The following is a 16,264-nucleotide window of genomic DNA, read 5'->3' as shown; positions in this document are numbered from 1 at the left end:
AGGGGATGGCAGCCGAGGTGCTGAAGTGCACGTTCTGCGGCAAGACCCAGCACCAGGTCGGCAAGCTGATCGCCGGCCCCACCCCGCTGTGCATCTGCGACGGCTGCGTCGAGCTCTGCAACGAGCTGATCGCCGAGGGCGAGCTCAGCGATATCAGCGACGACCTGCCGGCCCGGGTGCCGAAGCCGCGTGAGATCCGCGAGTTCCTCGACGGTTACGTGATCGGTCAGGACGACGCGAAGAAGGCACTGGCCGTTGCCGTCTACAACCACTACAAACGGCACCGGACCAAGGCCGGCGACGTCGAGCTGGGCAAGTCGAACATCCTGCTGATCGGCCCGACCGGTTCCGGTAAGACCCATCTGGCCCAGACGCTGGCCCGGATGCTCGACGTACCGTTCGCCATCGCCGACGCGACCGCGCTGACCGAGGCCGGGTACGTCGGCGAGGACGTCGAGAACATTCTGCTCAAGCTGATCCAGGCCGCCGACTTCGACGTCCGCAAGGCCGAGACCGGCATCGTCTACATCGACGAGATCGACAAGATCACGAGGAAGAGCGAGAACCCGTCGATCACCCGCGATGTGTCCGGCGAGGGCGTGCAGCAGGCGCTGCTGAAGATCCTGGAAGGTACGACGGCCTCGGTGCCGCCGCAGGGTGGCCGCAAGCACCCGCAGCAGGAGTTCCTCCAGATCGACACGACCCGGGTGCTCTTCATCGTCAGTGGCGCCTTCGACGGACTCGATGAGTTGGTCGCCCGGCGCACGCGCCCATCCCGGCTGGGCTTCGGTGCCGCGGCCGAGCAGCCCGAGAGTGGGAAGGTCATGCCGGAGGACCTGGTCACATTCGGCCTGATCCCTGAGTTCGTCGGCCGGCTCCCGATCGTCACCAGCGTGCCCGCGCTCGACCGCGACGCGCTGGTCCGGATCCTCACCGAGCCGCGCAACGCGCTGATCAAGCAGTACCGCAAGCTGTTCCGGCTCGACGGCGTCGACCTCGAGTTCACCCCGGACGCGGTCGAGGCGATCGCGGAGCTCGCCCTGCTCCGCCGGACCGGTGCCCGCGCACTGCGCGCGATCCTCGAAGAGGTCATGCTCCCGGTGATGTACGACGTACCCGGGCGCGACGACATCGAGCGGGTGGTCGTGGATCGCGACGCGGTCGAGACCAACGTCAATCCGACGTTGGTGCCGCGGACTCCGCCGCGGCGGCGAAGGACCGCGTAAGCCGTTCGCCGACGTCGGCGATCATCGCCGTGACCTCCGGCGTCGCCTCGTCAACGGTGAACTCGGCGCCCAGGGCAACGATCGGGACGACCAGGGAGAGCACCAGCGACGCGGTGTCCGCGCTGAAGCGGACCACGCACGCGTCCGGTCCGGACGGCTCGACCGTGCCGCGAACGACACCCTCGAAGGTGTCGACCACGCGCTCAGCCGGGAGCTGAACGGTCAGCCGAACCGCGTGCCGGTACTGCGCGGCGGCGAACGACTCAACCAGGTAGGTCGGTGCGTCCGGAGCCGGCAAGACCCGCGGCGTGAACCTGTGCAGTACGGGCGTCACCTCGGAGATCCGGTCGACCCGGAAGATCCGCCAGTCGTCGCGTGACGGGTCGAACGCGAGCAGGTACCAGCGCCAGGTCAACGTCAGCAGCTGATGCGGCTCGACCCGCCGGCGAGTCGTCGTACCCCGGCGGCTTTGGTAGTCGAAGGCAACGATCTCGTGGTTGCGACAACACCGCGCGAGTACGGCGAGAACCCCAGGATCCACCTGGGCCACATCCGGTCGGGGAACCGTCGTGGCCGCAGAACCCACCGCGGCCAACTGCGGTCGCAGTCGTGCCGGCAGCACCTGCTCGAGCTTGGCGAGAGCCCGCATCGAACTCTCCGCGATCCCGCTCACACCACCGCCCGCCGCGCCGACCAGGCCAAGTGCAACCGCCACCGCCTCATCGTCGTCGAGCAGCAGTGGCGGCAGCGTCGTACCGGGACCGAGGCGGTAGCCGCCGGCCGTCCCGGTCGTACCCGTCACCGGGTAGTCGAGGGACCGCAGTCGGTCGACGTCGCGTCGTACCGTCCGCTCGGTGACGCCGAGACGGTCGGCCAACTCGCGGCCGGACCACTCGCGGCGGCTCTGCAGCAGGGACAGCAACCGGAGCAGGCGGCCGGGCAGTTCTTTCCGGGTACTCACCCGAACAGGATGCCTTGCGGACAAGACGTGTCCGCAAGGGGTCATAGCGTCGGTTCCATGATGGTGACGAAGGAATCGAACGGATACGACGAGGCGCGGCTCGGGTTCCAGCGGCGGGACCCGCATCGGCCGGACATCATCTTCCCGGTCACGAGCGTGGCCGAGGTCGAGGAAGCAGTCCGGTACGCCGCTGAGCACGACCTGCGCCTGGCGGTGCAGGCGTCCGGGCATGGGCTCGCGAAGGGTCTCGACGGCGGTGTGTTGATCGCGACCGGAGCCTTCAACGGCGTCCGGGTCGATCCCGAGCGGAAGACGGCGTGGATCGAGGCCGGTGCGACCTGGCAGGACGTGATCGAGGCGACCGCGCCGTACGGTCTCGCCCCGCTGTCCGGCAGCTTCCCGGGAGTCGGCGCGATCTCCTACACGCTCGGTGGCGGCCTCGGGCTGATGGGCCGGCGGTACGGGTACGCCGCCGACCACGTCCGCCGGATCGAGATCGTCACCCCGGACGGGGTACGGCGGAATGCCGAGGACGACGCCGAGCTGTTCTGGGCGCTGCGCGGTGGTGGCGGCAACTTCGGCGTGGTGACCGGGATCGAGGTCGACCTGTTCGACGTCGCCACGTTGTACGGCGGCAGCCTGTACTTCGACTTCACGCGGAACCCGACTGTGCTCGAGGCATGGGCCGATTGGACCCGGTCGGTTCCCGACGAGGTGACCTCGGCCATCGCGCTGGTGCCGCTGCCGGACATCCCGCAGGTCCCGGAACCACTGCGCGGGAGGTACGTCGCCCAGGTGCAGCTCGCGATCCTCGGCGACGGCGGAGAGGATTTGATCAAACCGCTGCGCGCGGTCGGTGAGCCGGTGTTCGACACCGTCGGCGAGCTCCCGTACACCGAGTCGGGCAAGATCTTCGCCGAGCCGGAACGCCCGGACAGCTACCGCTCACGCAATGCCCTGCTCAGCGACCTCGACCCGGAGGCGCTCGCGACGCTGCCGAAGCTCGCCGGACCGGACGCGTCGGCGATGTGCGTGATCGGCATCCGTCACCTCGGTGGTGCGCTCAGCCGTCAGCCCGACGTACCGAACGCGATCGGCCACCGCACAGCGTCGTACTCGCTGACTGTTCTCTCACCAGGCGAGGACGACGTAACCGCCTTGCACCACAGCATCCTCGAGCCATGGCGCGGCGTCACGGTCGGCCGCCTGCTCAACTTCTCCGCCGGCCCGCTGACCGGCGACGAGATCCGCGCGGCATTCGACCCGGCCGACCACCGCCGGCTCACCGACCTCAGGAACAGGTACGACGCCGACCGCCGGCTCGCACCGAATCACGAGCTCTGAGCAGCGCGCCGGAGGATCTCCTCGACCAGCCCGGCCTTCGCCTCGACGTACGCCGCACGGTCGGTGGTGAGGAGGTGGGCCGACTCCCGCTTCAGGGCGGCGTACCGCTCCCGATCGGCGGCGTCTGCCCGCAAGTGGTCGCGCAACAGCGCATGGTCCTGATGCGGCTTGTTGCCTTCAACAACGACGTACAGGTGGTGGTAGTGCACTGCGTCGGGCGGGAGCGCGAACGCCTCCCGCCCGGTGATGCCGAGGTCGCCCTCGTGCTGGTAGCCGGAAGCAACTATCGCCGCGACGGCAGCCGGCACAAGGTCAACGGCCGGGACCACCACGTCGACGTCGATGATGGGCTTCGCGGCCAGCCCTGGTACGGCGGTGCTGCCGACGTGCTCGACCGTATGCGGGATGCCCTTCAGGTAAGGCGACAACCCATCCCGGATCTCCGCGAACCACACCGGCCACCGCGCGTCGTACTCGACCACCGACGCCGGAGGGATCACAGCGCCGCGGTGACGTCGATCTCGACGAGCTGACCTGTGAAGCCGAGCTGTGCGACGCCGAGCAGAGTGCTGGCCGTGCTGAACGCCGGCGCGAGCGGCGACGCGTTGAGCTGGTCCCACACCGCCCCCAGCTCGGCGCGGTCGGAGCTCACGACATAGATGACGGTGCGTACGACGTCGTCCGGGGTGGCACCCGCGGACTCGAGCGCGATCAGGATGTTGCGGATCACCTGCTCAGTCTGACCTGTGAGGCCGCCCTCGGCGAGCTCGCCGGAAGGTTGCAGCGGGCACTGGCCCGCCAGGTAGACCAGGGTGTCGGCCTGGACCGTGGTCACATGGTGATAGCCGGGGGTCGCGTGCAGTCCGTCGGGGTTGGTCCGCTCGATCGTCACTCCCCGAGCAAACGCGACCCACACCACCCGGTCAACGGAATTTACGCGGGGCCAGACAAGCTACTGCCGCCGGGCCCTGAAGCAGAGACCCGGCGGCAGCACGGTGATCAGGCGTTCAGCCGCTCCTCGGTGGAGGACGAGAACAGGTGCAGCTTCTCCGGGTCCGGAGCCAGGTGAATCAGGCTGCCCTTCTCGGCGTTCTGGCGGGTGCTGATCCGGGCGATGATCTGCTGGTTCCCGGTGTGCTCCGCGGTGCCGTACAGGAACGCGTCGGAGCCGAGCTCCTCGACCACCGCGACCGTCACCGGCAGCCCCTCGTCGGCGAAGTGGAGCGCCTCCGGCCGGACGCCGATGGTCAGCGTCTTGTCGTCGCCGGCCTTGGCCAGCAGTGCGCGGTCGATCGGCACCAGGTAGTCACCGATCAGCGCACCGCCGTCGGTGATCTTGGCCTCGATCAGGTTCATCGCCGGCGATCCCATGAAGCCGGCCACGAACTTGTTCCGCGGCTTGTCGTACAGGTTCAGCGGGGTGTCGACCTGCTGCAGTACGCCGTCCTTCAGTACGGCGACCCGGTCGCCCATGGTCATGGCCTCGACCTGGTCGTGGGTGACGTACACCGTGGTGACGCCGAGGCGGTGCTGCAGCTCGGCGATCTGCGTGCGGGTCTGGACCCGGAGCTTGGCGTCGAGGTTCGACAGCGGCTCGTCCATCAGGAAGACCTGCGGGTCACGGACGATCGCGCGGCCCATCGCGACGCGCTGACGCTGACCGCCGGACAGCGCCTTCGGCTTGCGGTCGAGGTACTCCTCGAGGCCGAGCAGTTTGGCCGCCTCGGCGACGCGCTTGGCCCGCTCGTCCTTGTGCAGGCCCTGCATCTTCAGGGCGAAGCCCATGTTGTCGGCGACCGACATATGTGGGTACAGCGCGTAGTTCTGGAACACCATCGCGATGTCGCGCTCTTTCGGCGGGCTGTTCGTGACGTCGCGATCGCCGATGTAGATGGATCCCTCGTTGACCTCTTCGAGCCCGGCCAGCATCCGCAGTGCGGTCGACTTCCCCGAACCGGATGGTCCGACCAGCACCATGAACTCCCCGTCCTCGATGTCGAGGTCGAGCTTGTCCACGGCGGCGATGTCGGTGCCCGGGTAGACCCGGGTGGCTCCCTTGAACGAGACAGTTGCCATGTCGCGCTTCCTTCCTTCGCCGGCAGGAACGTGCCGGACGATCCGTAGCAAAGGCCCCAGGTCTGGGGTGGCTTGCCTTGGTGACGCATCACCGAGGCACTCAGTAGAACGAGCAAGTACTCGTTTACATTCCCGGCCGATGGATTCGCAACACCATTGACAAGCAAGTTTTTTACGTACAAACTTTTTTGTGTGATCAGAGACGTGATGCACCTGGAGCAGCTCGAACAGGCCGAGGCGCTGTTCAAGCCGCAGCGGATCGAGGTGTTGCGGCGGCTGGCCGAGCCGCACACCTGCGGCGAGGTGGCCGAACAGCTCGGGCAGACTCCGCAGCGCGTCTACTACCACGTCAAGCGCCTCGTCGAGGCGGGGCTGGTGACGCAGGTGGACGAGCGCAAGGTGCGTGGCGTCCACGAGGGCATCTACCAGGCGACCGCGCGCTCGTACTGGCTGTCCCCGCGGCTCGTCGGCCGGATCGGCGGCCTCCGCCGGACCCAGGACGAACTGAGCCTCGGCTACCTACTGGACCTGATGGAAGAGGTCCAGACCGACATCGCCGCGCTGGACCGGACAGCTCCGGAGCTGCCGTCCATCGGGGTTTCCGGTGAGATCCGGGTCCCACCGGACCAGCGGCGCGAGTTCTTCCAGGACCTGCGCAGCACGCTGCAGGACCTGTTCGAGCGCTACGGCGGCTCCGAAGGCGATGCCTTCAAGCTGGCCGTGGCGTGCTACCCCAAGGGAGACCAAGACCATGACTGAACCGCTCATCCTCAAGGTTCGCGCCCAGGCCGGCATCGACGACGTACGGCAGGCGCTGACCGACCCGAAGGCCCTCGACCTCTGGCTCGGCGAGCACTCGAACGTCGACCTGCCCGCGACCTTCGAGTTCTGGGGCCGCTACATCCCCGAGGGCGACGCCCCGCACCAGCGTGTCCTCGGGTACGACGGCCGGACGCTGAAGCTGGCGTGGACACTCGGCGGTGAGGAGACCACCACCGAGATCGCGCTGACGGCCGAGTCCGACGACGCCACGCTGATCCAACTGACTCAGAGTCACTTCGACTTCGCCGACGCAATCAGCCGGGCGTCGATCCGCGGCGTACTGCAGACGTTCTGGTCCCTCGCGCTGGCCAACCTGGTCGACCACCTGGAAGGGCGCGCACTCACCACCCGGCCGGACTTCACCTCGGCCGAGTTCACCGGGGAGGCGCTGATCGACGCGCCGGTCGCCCAGGTGTACGAGTCGCTGACCACCTCCGAGAAGGCGTCGGCGTGGTTCGGCTACCCGGTCGGGATCGAGCCGCACGCCGGCGGCCGGTTCGCGATGGGCGGCTTCGACGCGGGACCCGGCGCCACGGTCGTCGGAGTCGTCGAGGGTCGCAGCATGTCCGTCGACTGGGGTGACTCCGGCATCAGTACGTGGGAACTGGCCGAGTCCGACGGCAAGACCCGGCTCACCTTCGTGATGAGCGGGTTCGACGAGGGCAACCCGCCGTACGCTGCGTGGCTCGGCTGGCTCAGCGGGGTCGCCGCGCTGCGCCGCTTCAACGAGCAGAAGGACTGGCAGTCCATCTGGGTCGCCTAGAAGACCTGGAACAGACGAAAGTTCCGAACCGACGATCGAGCAGGGCGGTCAGCGCCCTGCTCGATCGCGTTTGAATCGGCCGATGGCGAGCGTGAGGCTGGGAGCATGTCCGTTATGACCAGTTCGGGGGCGTCCAGCGGCGCCCGCGTCCGGTTCGCGCATGCGCCCGGGTTCTGGGTGATCGCCGCGGCGTTCCTCATCGCCTTGGCGTTCTCCACCGTGCCCACTCCGCTCTACGCCATCTACCAGCACCGCGACGGGTTCCCGACGTACGTGATCACGGTGATCTTCGCCAGCTACGCGATCGGGGTGATGGCGGCGCTGTATCTGGCCGGGCATGTCAGCGACTGGCTCGGCCGGCGCCGCATCGCGCTGCTCGCCGTACTGGTCGAGGTGGTGTCGGCGGTGATCTTCCTGATCTGGCAGGACGTGCCCGGTCTGCTGATCGCTCGCTTCATCTGCGGGATCGGTATCGGTGTGCTCACCGCGACCGCGACCGCGCATATGTCCGAGCTGCGGCAGATCGCTCGTCCCGCGGAGGACCCGAGCCGGTCGGCGCTCATCTCGAGCATGGTGAACCTCGGTGGGCTCGCGTTCGGTCCGTTGGTGGGTGGACTGTTGGCGCAGTACGTGGCGTCACCGCTCGAGCGCCCGTACGAGGTGTTCCTGCTGCTGTTGCTGCTCAGTGCGGTGGGGATCGCGTTGGTGCCGGAGACCGTCGAGCGGCCGGAAGTCCGGCCGGCTTATCGGCCGCAGCGGGTGGCTGTGCCGTCCGCCGCGAAGCCTTTGTTCTTCGCGTCGGCGATCGGGGCGTTCGCAGCGTTCGCGGTCTTCGGGCTGTTCACCTCGCTGGCTCCGACGTTCCTCGGCGGGGTGTTGCACCACAGGGCGCCGTTGCTGGCCGGGGTGGTGACGTTCGTGGTCTTCACCGCCGGCGCGGTCAGCCAGGCTGTGTTCGTCCGGTTCGAGCGCGGCCGCCAGCTCCGGATCGGTCTCGGCCTGATGTCGTTCGGGCTGATCGGCGTCGCGATCGGCGGCCTGATCCCCAACCTCGCGGTGTTCGTCGCCGGCGGCGTGATCGCCGGGGCCGGTGCCGGCCTCGTCTTCCGCGGTGCCGTAGCCACCGCCGCCTCGCTTGCGGGCCCCACCTCCCGCGGCGAAGTCCTCGCCGCCCTCTTCCTCATCGCGTACGTCGGCCTCGCGGTCCCCGTTCTCGCCATCGGCCTGGGCATCGCTCTCCTGCCGGCCCAGGTCGCCCTGCTGGTCTTCTCCGCGATCATTCTGCTCCTGGTCAACGCCGCCGTACTCCGGATGCTCGCGGCCACCAGGTAGGTCAGTTGTGGTCGTGGTGGACGAACCAGATGCCGCGCGCCGGGACGCTTCCGAGGTTCCGGAACAGGTGCGGGACGCTCGAGTTCAGCCCCAGTGACTCACCGGCGTGCAGCATGAAGGTCTCGAAGCCGAAGGTCACCTCGAGCTCGCCTTCGATCAGGTAGCCGTACTCGAACCCGTCGTGGCGCAGCATGCGTTCGTCGTTCGTCGAGCTGGACCCCGGTGGGTAGACGATCTCGATGAAGTCCAGTTGGTGGGCGGTGTTCGTGGCCAGCTGCTCCCAGACCACCCCGGTGTCCATCACCAGCCGGGTCCGGTTGCCCGGTGACGTCACAGACAACCGGCCCATGCTCCCGCTGTCCTCCCAGACGTGGTCGAGCGAACCCAGGTCCGAACGCCGGATCGGCTCCGGCTCCTCATCGGCCGGAGTCGGTCCGCTCTCCTCTTCCGGCGTCGCGACGTCCGGCTCCGCCGGGGCGGGCGCGGAGGAGGTGCCCTCGAAGAGGTGGTCGATGGAGACGTCGAGGGTCTGCGCCATCGAGTACAGCGTCGCCACCGACGGCTGCGACTTGCCGTTCTCGATCTGCGACAGGAACGACGGGGAGACGCCCAGCCGCCGGGCCAGCTCGCGCAGGGTCATGCCCGACTTCTGCCGTGCCGTCCGCAGCCGGAGCCCGAGGTTCACCGCCGTCGCGTCGTCCGGACTTCGCGGTACGAGAGGTGAGGTCACTGCGGCTCCTTCGGTGATGGTGGTGGGGTCGTTCTCGGTCGTGCTCACACCAGCACCATGCCTCCGTCGATCATGATCACCTGGCCGGTCAGGTAGTCGGAGTCGGCCGAGGCGAGGTACAGCGCGGTGCCGAGGATGTCCTCGCCGGTGGCGACCCGTCCGCGCAGGATGCCGGCGGCGAAGTCGGCCATCGCCTGACCGGGCTTGTCCGCGTCGCCGATTTTCATCAGATCCTCGTCCAGCTTCGTCCACAGCGGGGTGTCCACCACGCCCGGGGCGAAGGCGTTGCAGGTGATGTTGTGCTCGGCCAGTGCCCGGGCCGCCGCCTGGGTCAACGCATTCACCGCGAACTTGCTCGCGCAGTACGGGGCGAACGAGGGAAATCCCTGCCGACCCGCGATGGAGGACGTGTTCACGATCTTGCCCTGCCGGAGGGGCACCATCCTGCGGGCCCCCTCCTGGATGCCGATCAGCGTGCCGAGCGCGTTCACGTCCATGATGGCGTGCCAGTTCTCCTCGGTCACATCCATCAGGTGCATGGGCTGGTTGAAGCCGGCGTTGTTGAAAAGCACGTCCAGTCGCCCGGTCTGCTCGACGAACGCATCGAAGGCGGCGCTGAACTGGTCGCGCTTGCTCACGTCAGCGGTGAGCGGGATTCCGGTCGACCCGGCCGCGGACAGCTCGGCGCAGACCGCCTTCGCTGCCTCGGTACTGCGGTCGAGGACTCCGATCGTGGCGCCCTCGCGTGCCAGGCCCAGGGCGAAGACGCGGCCCATGCCGCTGCCCGCACCGGTGATGACGATGTTCTTGCCGGCCACTCTTCCGGACATGCGCTGCTCCTCGTTCCTGTCAGTTCGCGCCGAGAGTGTCGCGGACCCAGTCGATCTCGCGGCTGACGTACTCGTCGATGTCCCCGGTCTTCAGGTGCTCCGGCAGCACGTCCCAGGTGTAGGTCTCGATCTCCAGGTGGTCCGACAGCGGCGTACGCCGGTGCAGGTCCAGCGCGGCCTCGATGGACGAGCGGGTGGTCCGGAAGCCACCGATCTCGTCGAGGAAGACGGGTACGTGGAAGTGGGTCCGCCACTCCCGCCGGCCACCCGGGGCGTCGTACCAGGCCTCGATCGCGTCGCCGAGGTTGAGGAATCGGGTGAGCTGCCCGTCGCGGCGCTCGGTGGTCTGGCTGAGGTAGATCGTGTCGGTGAACTGCTTCAGGTCCTGCACGGTCTCGGCCGTGACCTCGGGGACCCAGAGCGCCGCGGCCTCCTGCAGCTTGAAGATCGGGATGCCGGCCGCGACCAGTGACTCCAGCGCGGCCGGGATGTCCTCGAACTCCACCGACTGGTGTCCGATGTCGAAGACAACACCGAGATGGCGCCGGACCAGTCCGACCGCAGCCGATACCGGGACCGACGCGAGCTTGGCCAGTTCCTCGGTGCCGGCGCGGGAGTAGATCCGTTCCTCGAAGTAGCGCACCGTCTCCTCGGTGGTCTCCAGGAAGCAGAACGGTTCCGGTTCGAGCGACAACTTCACCAGGCGACCGGTACGTCGTTCCACGTCGACCAGATGGGCGACAACGCGGAGTAGGTTCGTGGTGAAGCGGTCGATGAACGCGGGCCCGTCGACGTTCGGGCGGAACGCCAGCGGAGCGGTCTGGATCGACGGCTCGACGTCCGGCTCGGTGATGTCCACCAGTACGTCGGCGACGCCCATCGTGTAGCGGGTGCGGTCCTCGGTGGCCCAGTCCGGCTCGTACACCTGCTCCATCACCGACCGGCCTTTGAAGGGGCCGTGCGGGAACGCGTTGACGGTATAGACGTACAGGTCCTGTGAGCGAAGGAAGCCGAGGAAGTCGGCCCGCTCAGCAGGTTCGGCCAACAGGGTCGCGACCGAGGCGCCGGACAGCCGCAGCGACAGTCCCATCGGTGCATCCGGCGACACCCTCGCCTTCACCGCCGGAACGTGCCGGGTGACGCTGTCCCGCATCTCGGCCCAGGTGTCGCCGGGGTGGACGAGGGTCGAGTAGGTCAGGTGGCCGAGCCGGTCGCTGAGCTTCATGGGGTCGCTTTCGGGCCGAATGGATGATCAGTAACACTGAACAGCAAGCGATGTAACGGCGTCAAGATAGGCCCGCTTGTTCACTAATTGTCAGTTTTGACGGTGTTTCAGGAAGTTTTCACCGACATCTTGTGAACACATCGAGCCATATGTACAGTCCCAGCAAACATCGGCCCTGGAGACTGTGAGGTGGGAGTATGGCCGTCGAGGCACCCGAGCACCGCGCGATCGACGCCGGGCCCCGGTTCCGCGTCTCTCGCGGACTGCTGACCGTCAGCGCGGCGCTGATCCTGCTCGCCGTCGCCAGCGCTGTGCTGGCTCCCACGAGCGTGGACCACAGTGCGCTGCTCGGCATGCTGCCGTTCGCGGCCGTGCTGGCCATCGTCGGTATCGGGCAGACGCTGGTGGTTCAGCAAGGCGGCATCGATCTGTCGGTTCCCGGCGCGGTCTCGCTGGCAGTCGTCATCACCACTCATCGGCCGGCCGGGGACGACGGCAAGCTGCTCGGCGCGCTGGTCTTCGGGCTGGTGGTCGCGATCGGGTTCGGCATCCTCAACGGGGTGCTGGTCGGCTGGCGCCGGCTCAACCCCATCGTCGCCACTCTCGGTGTGAACGCCCTGATGTACGCCGCCGTCCTCAGCATCTCGGGTGGTTCGCCCCGGCGTACCACTGCCCTGCTTCGCAACGTCGCCGGTGGCGTCACCTTCGGGGTGCCGAACTCCGTCTACATCGCGGTCGTCGTGGTCGCGGTCGCGGCAGTCGTCATGAAGACCACCATCGGCGGCCGTCGCTTCGAGGCGATCGGAGCCAACCCCGTCGCCGCTGCCGCCACTGGCCTGCCCGTCACCTGGTACCGCGCCGGCGCGTACGTGTGGGCACAGATCCTGTACTGGCTGGCCGGCGTACTGCTGGCCGGGATCATCGCCCAGCCGACCGCGTTCCAGGGCGACGCCTACCTCCTGCCGTCGGTCGCCGCGGTGGTGCTCGGCGGTACGTCGTTGCTCGGCGGCCGCGGCTTCCTCGTCGCCACCGCCATCGCCGCGGTCTTCCTCAGCCAGCTCGAGCAGTTCGTCCTCGCGCTCGGTGTCTCGTTCGCGATCCGGACTCTGGTCGAAGCGGCCGCTCTCACCGTGGGCGTCGCGCTCTACACCGTCGACTGGGCCGCCGTACGCCGCCGGCTCACGTCCACCCCTCAGCTGCCCCTCAGCACGGCAAGTTCCAGGAAGGGAACCTCGTCATGATCCGATCCGCTCGCCGCGCGCGCCTCGTCGCGCTGCTCGGTGCCGGTGCCGTCGGTCTCGCTCTCGCGGGCTGCGGCGGCTCCGGCAACGCAGACACCTCCACCAACGCAGCCGCCGCCGGCGACGCTCCCTCCTGGTGTGGGAGCAAGAAGGCCGTCCTCGGCATGACCGATGGATTCGGTGGCAACAGCTGGCGACTCGTCACGACCGCGGCCGCCAAGGCGGAGGCGGCCAAGTGCCCGAGCATCACCGGCTTCGAGTACGCCGACGGCCAGGGGGACACGCAGAAAGCCATCGCCGACATCCAGGGGATGGTGGCCAAGGGTGTGAACGCGCTCGTGGTCTTCCCCGACGCGGGTGAGGCCGTACTGCCGGCGATCCGCAGCGCCTACAAGGCCGGTGTCGTGACCGTGCCCTACCGGGTCGACCCGGGTGGCAAGGCCGGCGAGGACTACGACGTGTTCGTCGACACGAACTTCGCCGACGCCGGCAAGAACTGGGGCGACTGGATCAAGAAGATCCTGCCCGACGGTGGCAACGTCCTGTTCCTCAGTGGCCCGCCCGGGAACAGCCAGGGCCGCAAGGAAGCCGAAGGGCTGCACTCGGTACTCGATGCCGGCGGCAAGTACAAGTTCATCGGCGAGCAGCCGTTCGAGGTCACCAACTGGGATCCGGCCGAGACGCAGAAGGTGCTGACCGCCGCGATCTCGCAGAACGCGGACATCGACGTGATCGTCTCCGACTTCGGTCCGTCCCTGGTCGGCGCGCTGCCGGTGTTCGAGCAGAGCGGACGCTCCATCCCCGCCATCGCCGCCTCCGACGGCAACGTCCTGTCCTGCTTCTGGCAGGACCACAAGGCGAAGAACCCGGACTTCAAGCTGTTCACGGTCTCGACCCAGAACGACCACTCGCGGCTGGCCGTGCAGCACGCCGTCGCGCGGGCGACCGGTGGCGAGGTCCCCGCGTCCTCGACCTTCCCGTCGGTGGTCTTCGAGGACTCGACCTCCAAGGACAAGCCGGTGCAGTGCAAGCCCAACCTGCCCGATGACGTCTACCTGTCCGCGGAGATGACCGGCGAGGAGCAGGCGAAGCTCCTCAAGTGACCAGCGATCGAACCCCTCACCCGGAGGACGCTGTGGTGATCAACGAGACGAAAGTCGCCCCGGAAACGACCGTCGGCGACACGGCAACCGCGACGCGGCCCACGCTGTCTCTGCACGGCATCTACAAGTCGTACGCCGCGGTCGCCGCACTGGCCGACGTGTCCCTCGAGGTCAGGCCCGGCGAGGTGCACGCGCTGCTCGGCGAGAACGGTGCCGGCAAGTCCACTCTGATGGGAGTGGCTTCCGGCACCACCACGCCGGACCAGGGCACCATCGCCGTACTGGGTGAGACCGTCGACGAGCTCACGCCCGGTCGGGCGTCCGAGCTGGGGATCGCCATCGTGCACCAGCATCCTGCGGTGCTCCCCGACCTCACGGTTGCGGAGAACATCGCGGTGGCGGTGCCCGGGCGCTTCCTCGACGACGGGCCCGACCGGCGCGCCGCGATGCGGGCGCTGCTCGAACGGGTCGGGTGCACCGCACATCTGGAGGACCGGGTCGGTCACCTCAGCATCGCCCAGAAGCACCTGCTCGAGCTGGGCAAGGCGATGGCGATGAAGCCGCGGCTGCTCATCCTCGACGAACCGACAGCCCCGCTGGGCAAGGAGTCCGTCGGGCGTCTGTTCGACCTGGTCCGCTCCGCGGTCGCACAGGGAACTGCCGTCGTCTACATCACGCACCGGCTCGCCGAGGTGCGCGAGCTCGCCGACCGGGTCACCGTCCTGCGGGACGGACATCATCGAGGGACGGCGGTGGTCGCCGACGTCACCGACGAGGAGTTGCTGGCCATGATCGTCGGCCGGCAACTGGAGTACACCTTCCCCGCCAAGCGTCTGGGCGCGGACGACGAGCAGCCGGTGCTGACCGTCGAAGGCCTGTCGGGTGACCGGTTCTCCGACGTCTCCTTCACCGCGCGTCGCGGCGAGATCATCGGTGTCGCCGGGGTCGTCGGGAACGGCCAGAGCGAACTCCTCCGCGCTCTGGCCGGCCTCGACGGACACGGCGGCACACTGACCGTCGACGGCGCCCGGCTCAGTCACCGGCAACTGCTGCGGTCCTCGGCGTACCTGCCGGCCGACCGGCATCAAGAAGGACTGATGATGTCGCTGTCGGTGCGGGAGAACGCCGCACTCAGTGCGCTCGATCGGCTCGGTCCGTCCCGCTTCGTCAACCGGCGGTGCGAGGTCGAGCTGGTCGGCGCCGAGGTGGCCGGGCTCGCCGTGAAGACGGCGACGCTCGAGTCGCCGGTCACCAGCCTGTCCGGTGGCAACCAGCAGAAGGTCGTCCTCGCCCGGTCGCTGCTGTCCAAGCCGGCCATCCTGCTCGCCGACGAACCCACCCAGGGCGTCGACGTCGGTGCGCGCGCCGAGATCTATCGCATCCTGCGGGAGGTCTCCGACAGCGGCGTACCGGTCATCGTCGCGTCCTCGGACGCCAAGGAGCTCGAAGGACTCTGTGACCGGGTCATCGTGCTGTCCCGCGGACACGTGGTCGCGTCGCTGGCCGGTGCCGAGGTGACCGAGGAGCGGATGGTTCGCGCCGCGGTCGAGTCGACCACTCACACCCGCACCGAGGAGCAGCGCGCCGCTGGACACCGGCTGAGTCCGCGGTGGCGGCGGAAGCTCGAGGGCGACTACGCCCCGGTCCTGATCCTGGCCGCCGTGATGCTCTGCCTCGGGGCCTACATCTACTCCCGCAATGAGCGCTACCTGCTGCCGTTCAACGTCACCTCGGTGATGCTGCTGGTCAGCGCGCTCGGCTTCATCGCGCTCGGTCAGACGGTGGCGCTGATGACGGCCGGCATCGATCTGTCGGTCGGACCGCTGGCGGGATTCCTCGTCGTGGTCGGTTCCTTCTTCCTCACCGAAGGACACTCCGGTACGGCGGTGATCCTCGGACTGGTCCTGATGGCCGCGCTCGCGGCTCTCGCCGGATTGGTCAACGGCTCGCTGATCAGATTCGGGAAGTTCACCCCGGTCGCGGCGACGCTGGCGACGTACATCGCCCTGCAGGGGTTCAGCTTCCTGTTGCGGGACAAGCCCGGCGGGCTGATCAGCCGGACGGCGACCGACCTCATCACGACCACGATCGGCCCGGTCCCGTTGGCCTTCGTCGTACTGGTCCTCATCACCTTCGCGATGGAGTTCCTGCTCCGCACCCGCCGGTGGGGACTGAACATCCGCGCGGTCGGCTCGGACGAGGAGTCCGCGCGGCGGCTCGGTGTGCGCACCACCCGGACGGTCGTGACCGGGTACGTCGTCGTATCGCTGTTCACCTTCCTCGGTGCCCTGATCCTGCTGGCCCAGCTCGGCGTCGGCGATCCCGCTCAAGGAATCGGCTACACGCTGACCAGCATCACCGCGGTGGTCCTCGGTGGGACCAGTCTGCTGGGCGGCCGCGGCACCTTCGTCGGCACTCTGCTGGGCGCCGGCCTGATCGTGCAGCTCCTCAACGCGACCACGTTCCTCGGTCTCACCCAGACCTGGCAGTACCTCTTCCAGGGCGCACTGATCGTGATCGCGGCCCTCGTCTACAGCCAGGTGCGAGGTAGCGGCCGCAAGGCCGAGGGCGTCGCACACTGACCGCACGGGATCTCCCGTCGCCGACTACG

Annotated in this window: 15 protein-coding genes; 8 read left to right on the top strand and 7 right to left on the bottom strand. The window is 68.3% G+C overall.

Translation table 11 applies throughout. The features are described from left to right. Positions 1-5: 5 nt before the first annotated feature. Positions 6-1,226 (top strand): ATP-dependent Clp protease ATP-binding subunit ClpX, encoded by a 1,221-nt coding sequence (gene clpX / locus ACGFH6_RS19930; RefSeq protein ID WP_393385660.1) that lies wholly within the window; start codon positions 6-8, stop codon positions 1,224-1,226. On the opposite strand, the gene ACGFH6_RS19925 is transcribed toward clpX, so the two are convergent. Then, positions 1,174-2,187 carry a helix-turn-helix transcriptional regulator gene (locus tag ACGFH6_RS19925; protein WP_393385657.1) on the bottom strand — a complete coding sequence of 338 codons (1,014 nt, stop codon included), beginning with the start codon at positions 2,185-2,187 and terminating at the stop codon, positions 1,174-1,176. The two genes, clpX and ACGFH6_RS19925, sit on opposite strands and share 53 nt — an antisense overlap. A 57-nt stretch (positions 2,188-2,244) precedes the next feature. Between ACGFH6_RS19925 and ACGFH6_RS19920 the strand changes: the two genes are divergently transcribed. Beyond that, on the top strand, positions 2,245-3,531 hold the full coding sequence (locus ACGFH6_RS19920; RefSeq protein WP_393385654.1) for an FAD-binding oxidoreductase: 1,287 nt from the start codon (positions 2,245-2,247) through the stop codon (positions 3,529-3,531). On the opposite strand, the gene ACGFH6_RS19915 is transcribed toward ACGFH6_RS19920, so the two are convergent. From ACGFH6_RS19915 to ACGFH6_RS19905, 3 genes are all read right to left on the bottom strand, one after another. Further along, complete coding sequence (locus ACGFH6_RS19915) at positions 3,519-4,031, bottom strand: GrpB family protein (protein ID WP_393385651.1); 513 nt, start codon at positions 4,029-4,031, stop codon at positions 3,519-3,521. The two genes, ACGFH6_RS19920 and ACGFH6_RS19915, sit on opposite strands and share 13 nt — an antisense overlap. Beyond that, positions 4,028-4,423: a RidA family protein gene (locus tag ACGFH6_RS19910; RefSeq protein WP_393385649.1), complete on the bottom strand. Its 396-nt coding sequence runs from the start codon at positions 4,421-4,423 to the stop codon at positions 4,028-4,030. The genes ACGFH6_RS19915 and ACGFH6_RS19910 overlap by 4 nt, the downstream gene beginning before the upstream one ends. A 107-nt stretch (positions 4,424-4,530) precedes the next feature. After that, positions 4,531-5,607 carry an ABC transporter ATP-binding protein gene (locus tag ACGFH6_RS19905; protein ID WP_393385646.1) on the bottom strand — a complete coding sequence of 359 codons (1,077 nt, stop codon included), beginning with the start codon at positions 5,605-5,607 and terminating at the stop codon, positions 4,531-4,533. A 192-nt stretch (positions 5,608-5,799) separates the two neighbouring features. Here ACGFH6_RS19905 and ACGFH6_RS19900 point away from each other — a divergent pair, with 192 nt between their 5' ends. From ACGFH6_RS19900 to ACGFH6_RS19890, 3 genes are all read left to right on the top strand, one after another. Next, positions 5,800-6,366 (top strand): transcriptional regulator, encoded by a 567-nt coding sequence (locus tag ACGFH6_RS19900; protein WP_238164455.1) that lies wholly within the window; start codon positions 5,800-5,802, stop codon positions 6,364-6,366. Beyond that, positions 6,359-7,192: an SRPBCC family protein gene (locus tag ACGFH6_RS19895; RefSeq protein ID WP_393385643.1), complete on the top strand. Its 834-nt coding sequence runs from the start codon at positions 6,359-6,361 to the stop codon at positions 7,190-7,192. Before ACGFH6_RS19900 ends, ACGFH6_RS19895 begins: the two co-directional genes overlap by 8 nt. Before the next feature lie 114 nt (positions 7,193-7,306). Then, entirely contained in the window at positions 7,307-8,524 is a 1,218-nt protein-coding gene (locus ACGFH6_RS19890) for an MFS transporter (RefSeq protein WP_393385640.1), read from the top strand. A 1-nt stretch (position 8,525) separates the two neighbouring features. Here ACGFH6_RS19890 and ACGFH6_RS19885 read toward each other — a convergent pair whose 3' ends face one another. From ACGFH6_RS19885 to eboE, 3 genes are read right to left on the bottom strand one after another with little or no spacing between them, the layout of a single operon-like run. Next, the gene (locus ACGFH6_RS19885; protein WP_393385637.1) at positions 8,526-9,302 is read right to left on the bottom strand and encodes a helix-turn-helix domain-containing protein; all 777 of its coding nucleotides are present in this window, start codon (positions 9,300-9,302) and stop codon (positions 8,526-8,528) included. Further along, positions 9,299-10,084, bottom strand: coding sequence for an SDR family NAD(P)-dependent oxidoreductase (locus tag ACGFH6_RS19880; RefSeq protein ID WP_393385635.1), 786 nt, complete (start codon positions 10,082-10,084; stop codon positions 9,299-9,301). The genes ACGFH6_RS19885 and ACGFH6_RS19880 overlap by 4 nt, the downstream gene beginning before the upstream one ends. A 19-nt stretch (positions 10,085-10,103) precedes the next feature. Further along, positions 10,104-11,309: a metabolite traffic protein EboE gene (gene eboE, locus ACGFH6_RS19875; RefSeq protein ID WP_393385632.1), complete on the bottom strand. Its 1,206-nt coding sequence runs from the start codon at positions 11,307-11,309 to the stop codon at positions 10,104-10,106. A 197-nt stretch (positions 11,310-11,506) separates the two neighbouring features. On the opposite strand from eboE, the gene ACGFH6_RS19870 reads away from it, so the two are divergent. Genes ACGFH6_RS19870 through ACGFH6_RS19860 form a run of 3 tightly spaced genes read left to right on the top strand, consistent with a single transcriptional unit; the run spans position 11,507 to position 16,235 of the window. Then, the gene (locus ACGFH6_RS19870) at positions 11,507-12,550 is read left to right on the top strand and encodes an ABC transporter permease (protein ID WP_393385629.1); all 1,044 of its coding nucleotides are present in this window, start codon (positions 11,507-11,509) and stop codon (positions 12,548-12,550) included. Further along, positions 12,547-13,653, top strand: a complete 1,107-nt coding sequence (locus tag ACGFH6_RS19865; protein WP_393385626.1) for a substrate-binding domain-containing protein — start codon at positions 12,547-12,549, stop codon at positions 13,651-13,653. Before ACGFH6_RS19870 ends, ACGFH6_RS19865 begins: the two co-directional genes overlap by 4 nt. Further along, positions 13,650-16,235: an ATP-binding cassette domain-containing protein gene (locus ACGFH6_RS19860; RefSeq protein WP_393385623.1), complete on the top strand. Its 2,586-nt coding sequence runs from the start codon at positions 13,650-13,652 to the stop codon at positions 16,233-16,235. The genes ACGFH6_RS19865 and ACGFH6_RS19860 overlap by 4 nt, the downstream gene beginning before the upstream one ends. Positions 16,236-16,264: the final 29 nt, after the last annotated feature.

The organism is Kribbella sp. NPDC049227 (genome assembly GCF_043197265.1).
GTDB lineage: Bacteria > Actinomycetota > Actinomycetes > Propionibacteriales > Kribbellaceae > Kribbella.
Note: the sequence above shows the minus strand (reverse complement) of the source record. Positions and strands in the feature narration are given on the sequence as shown.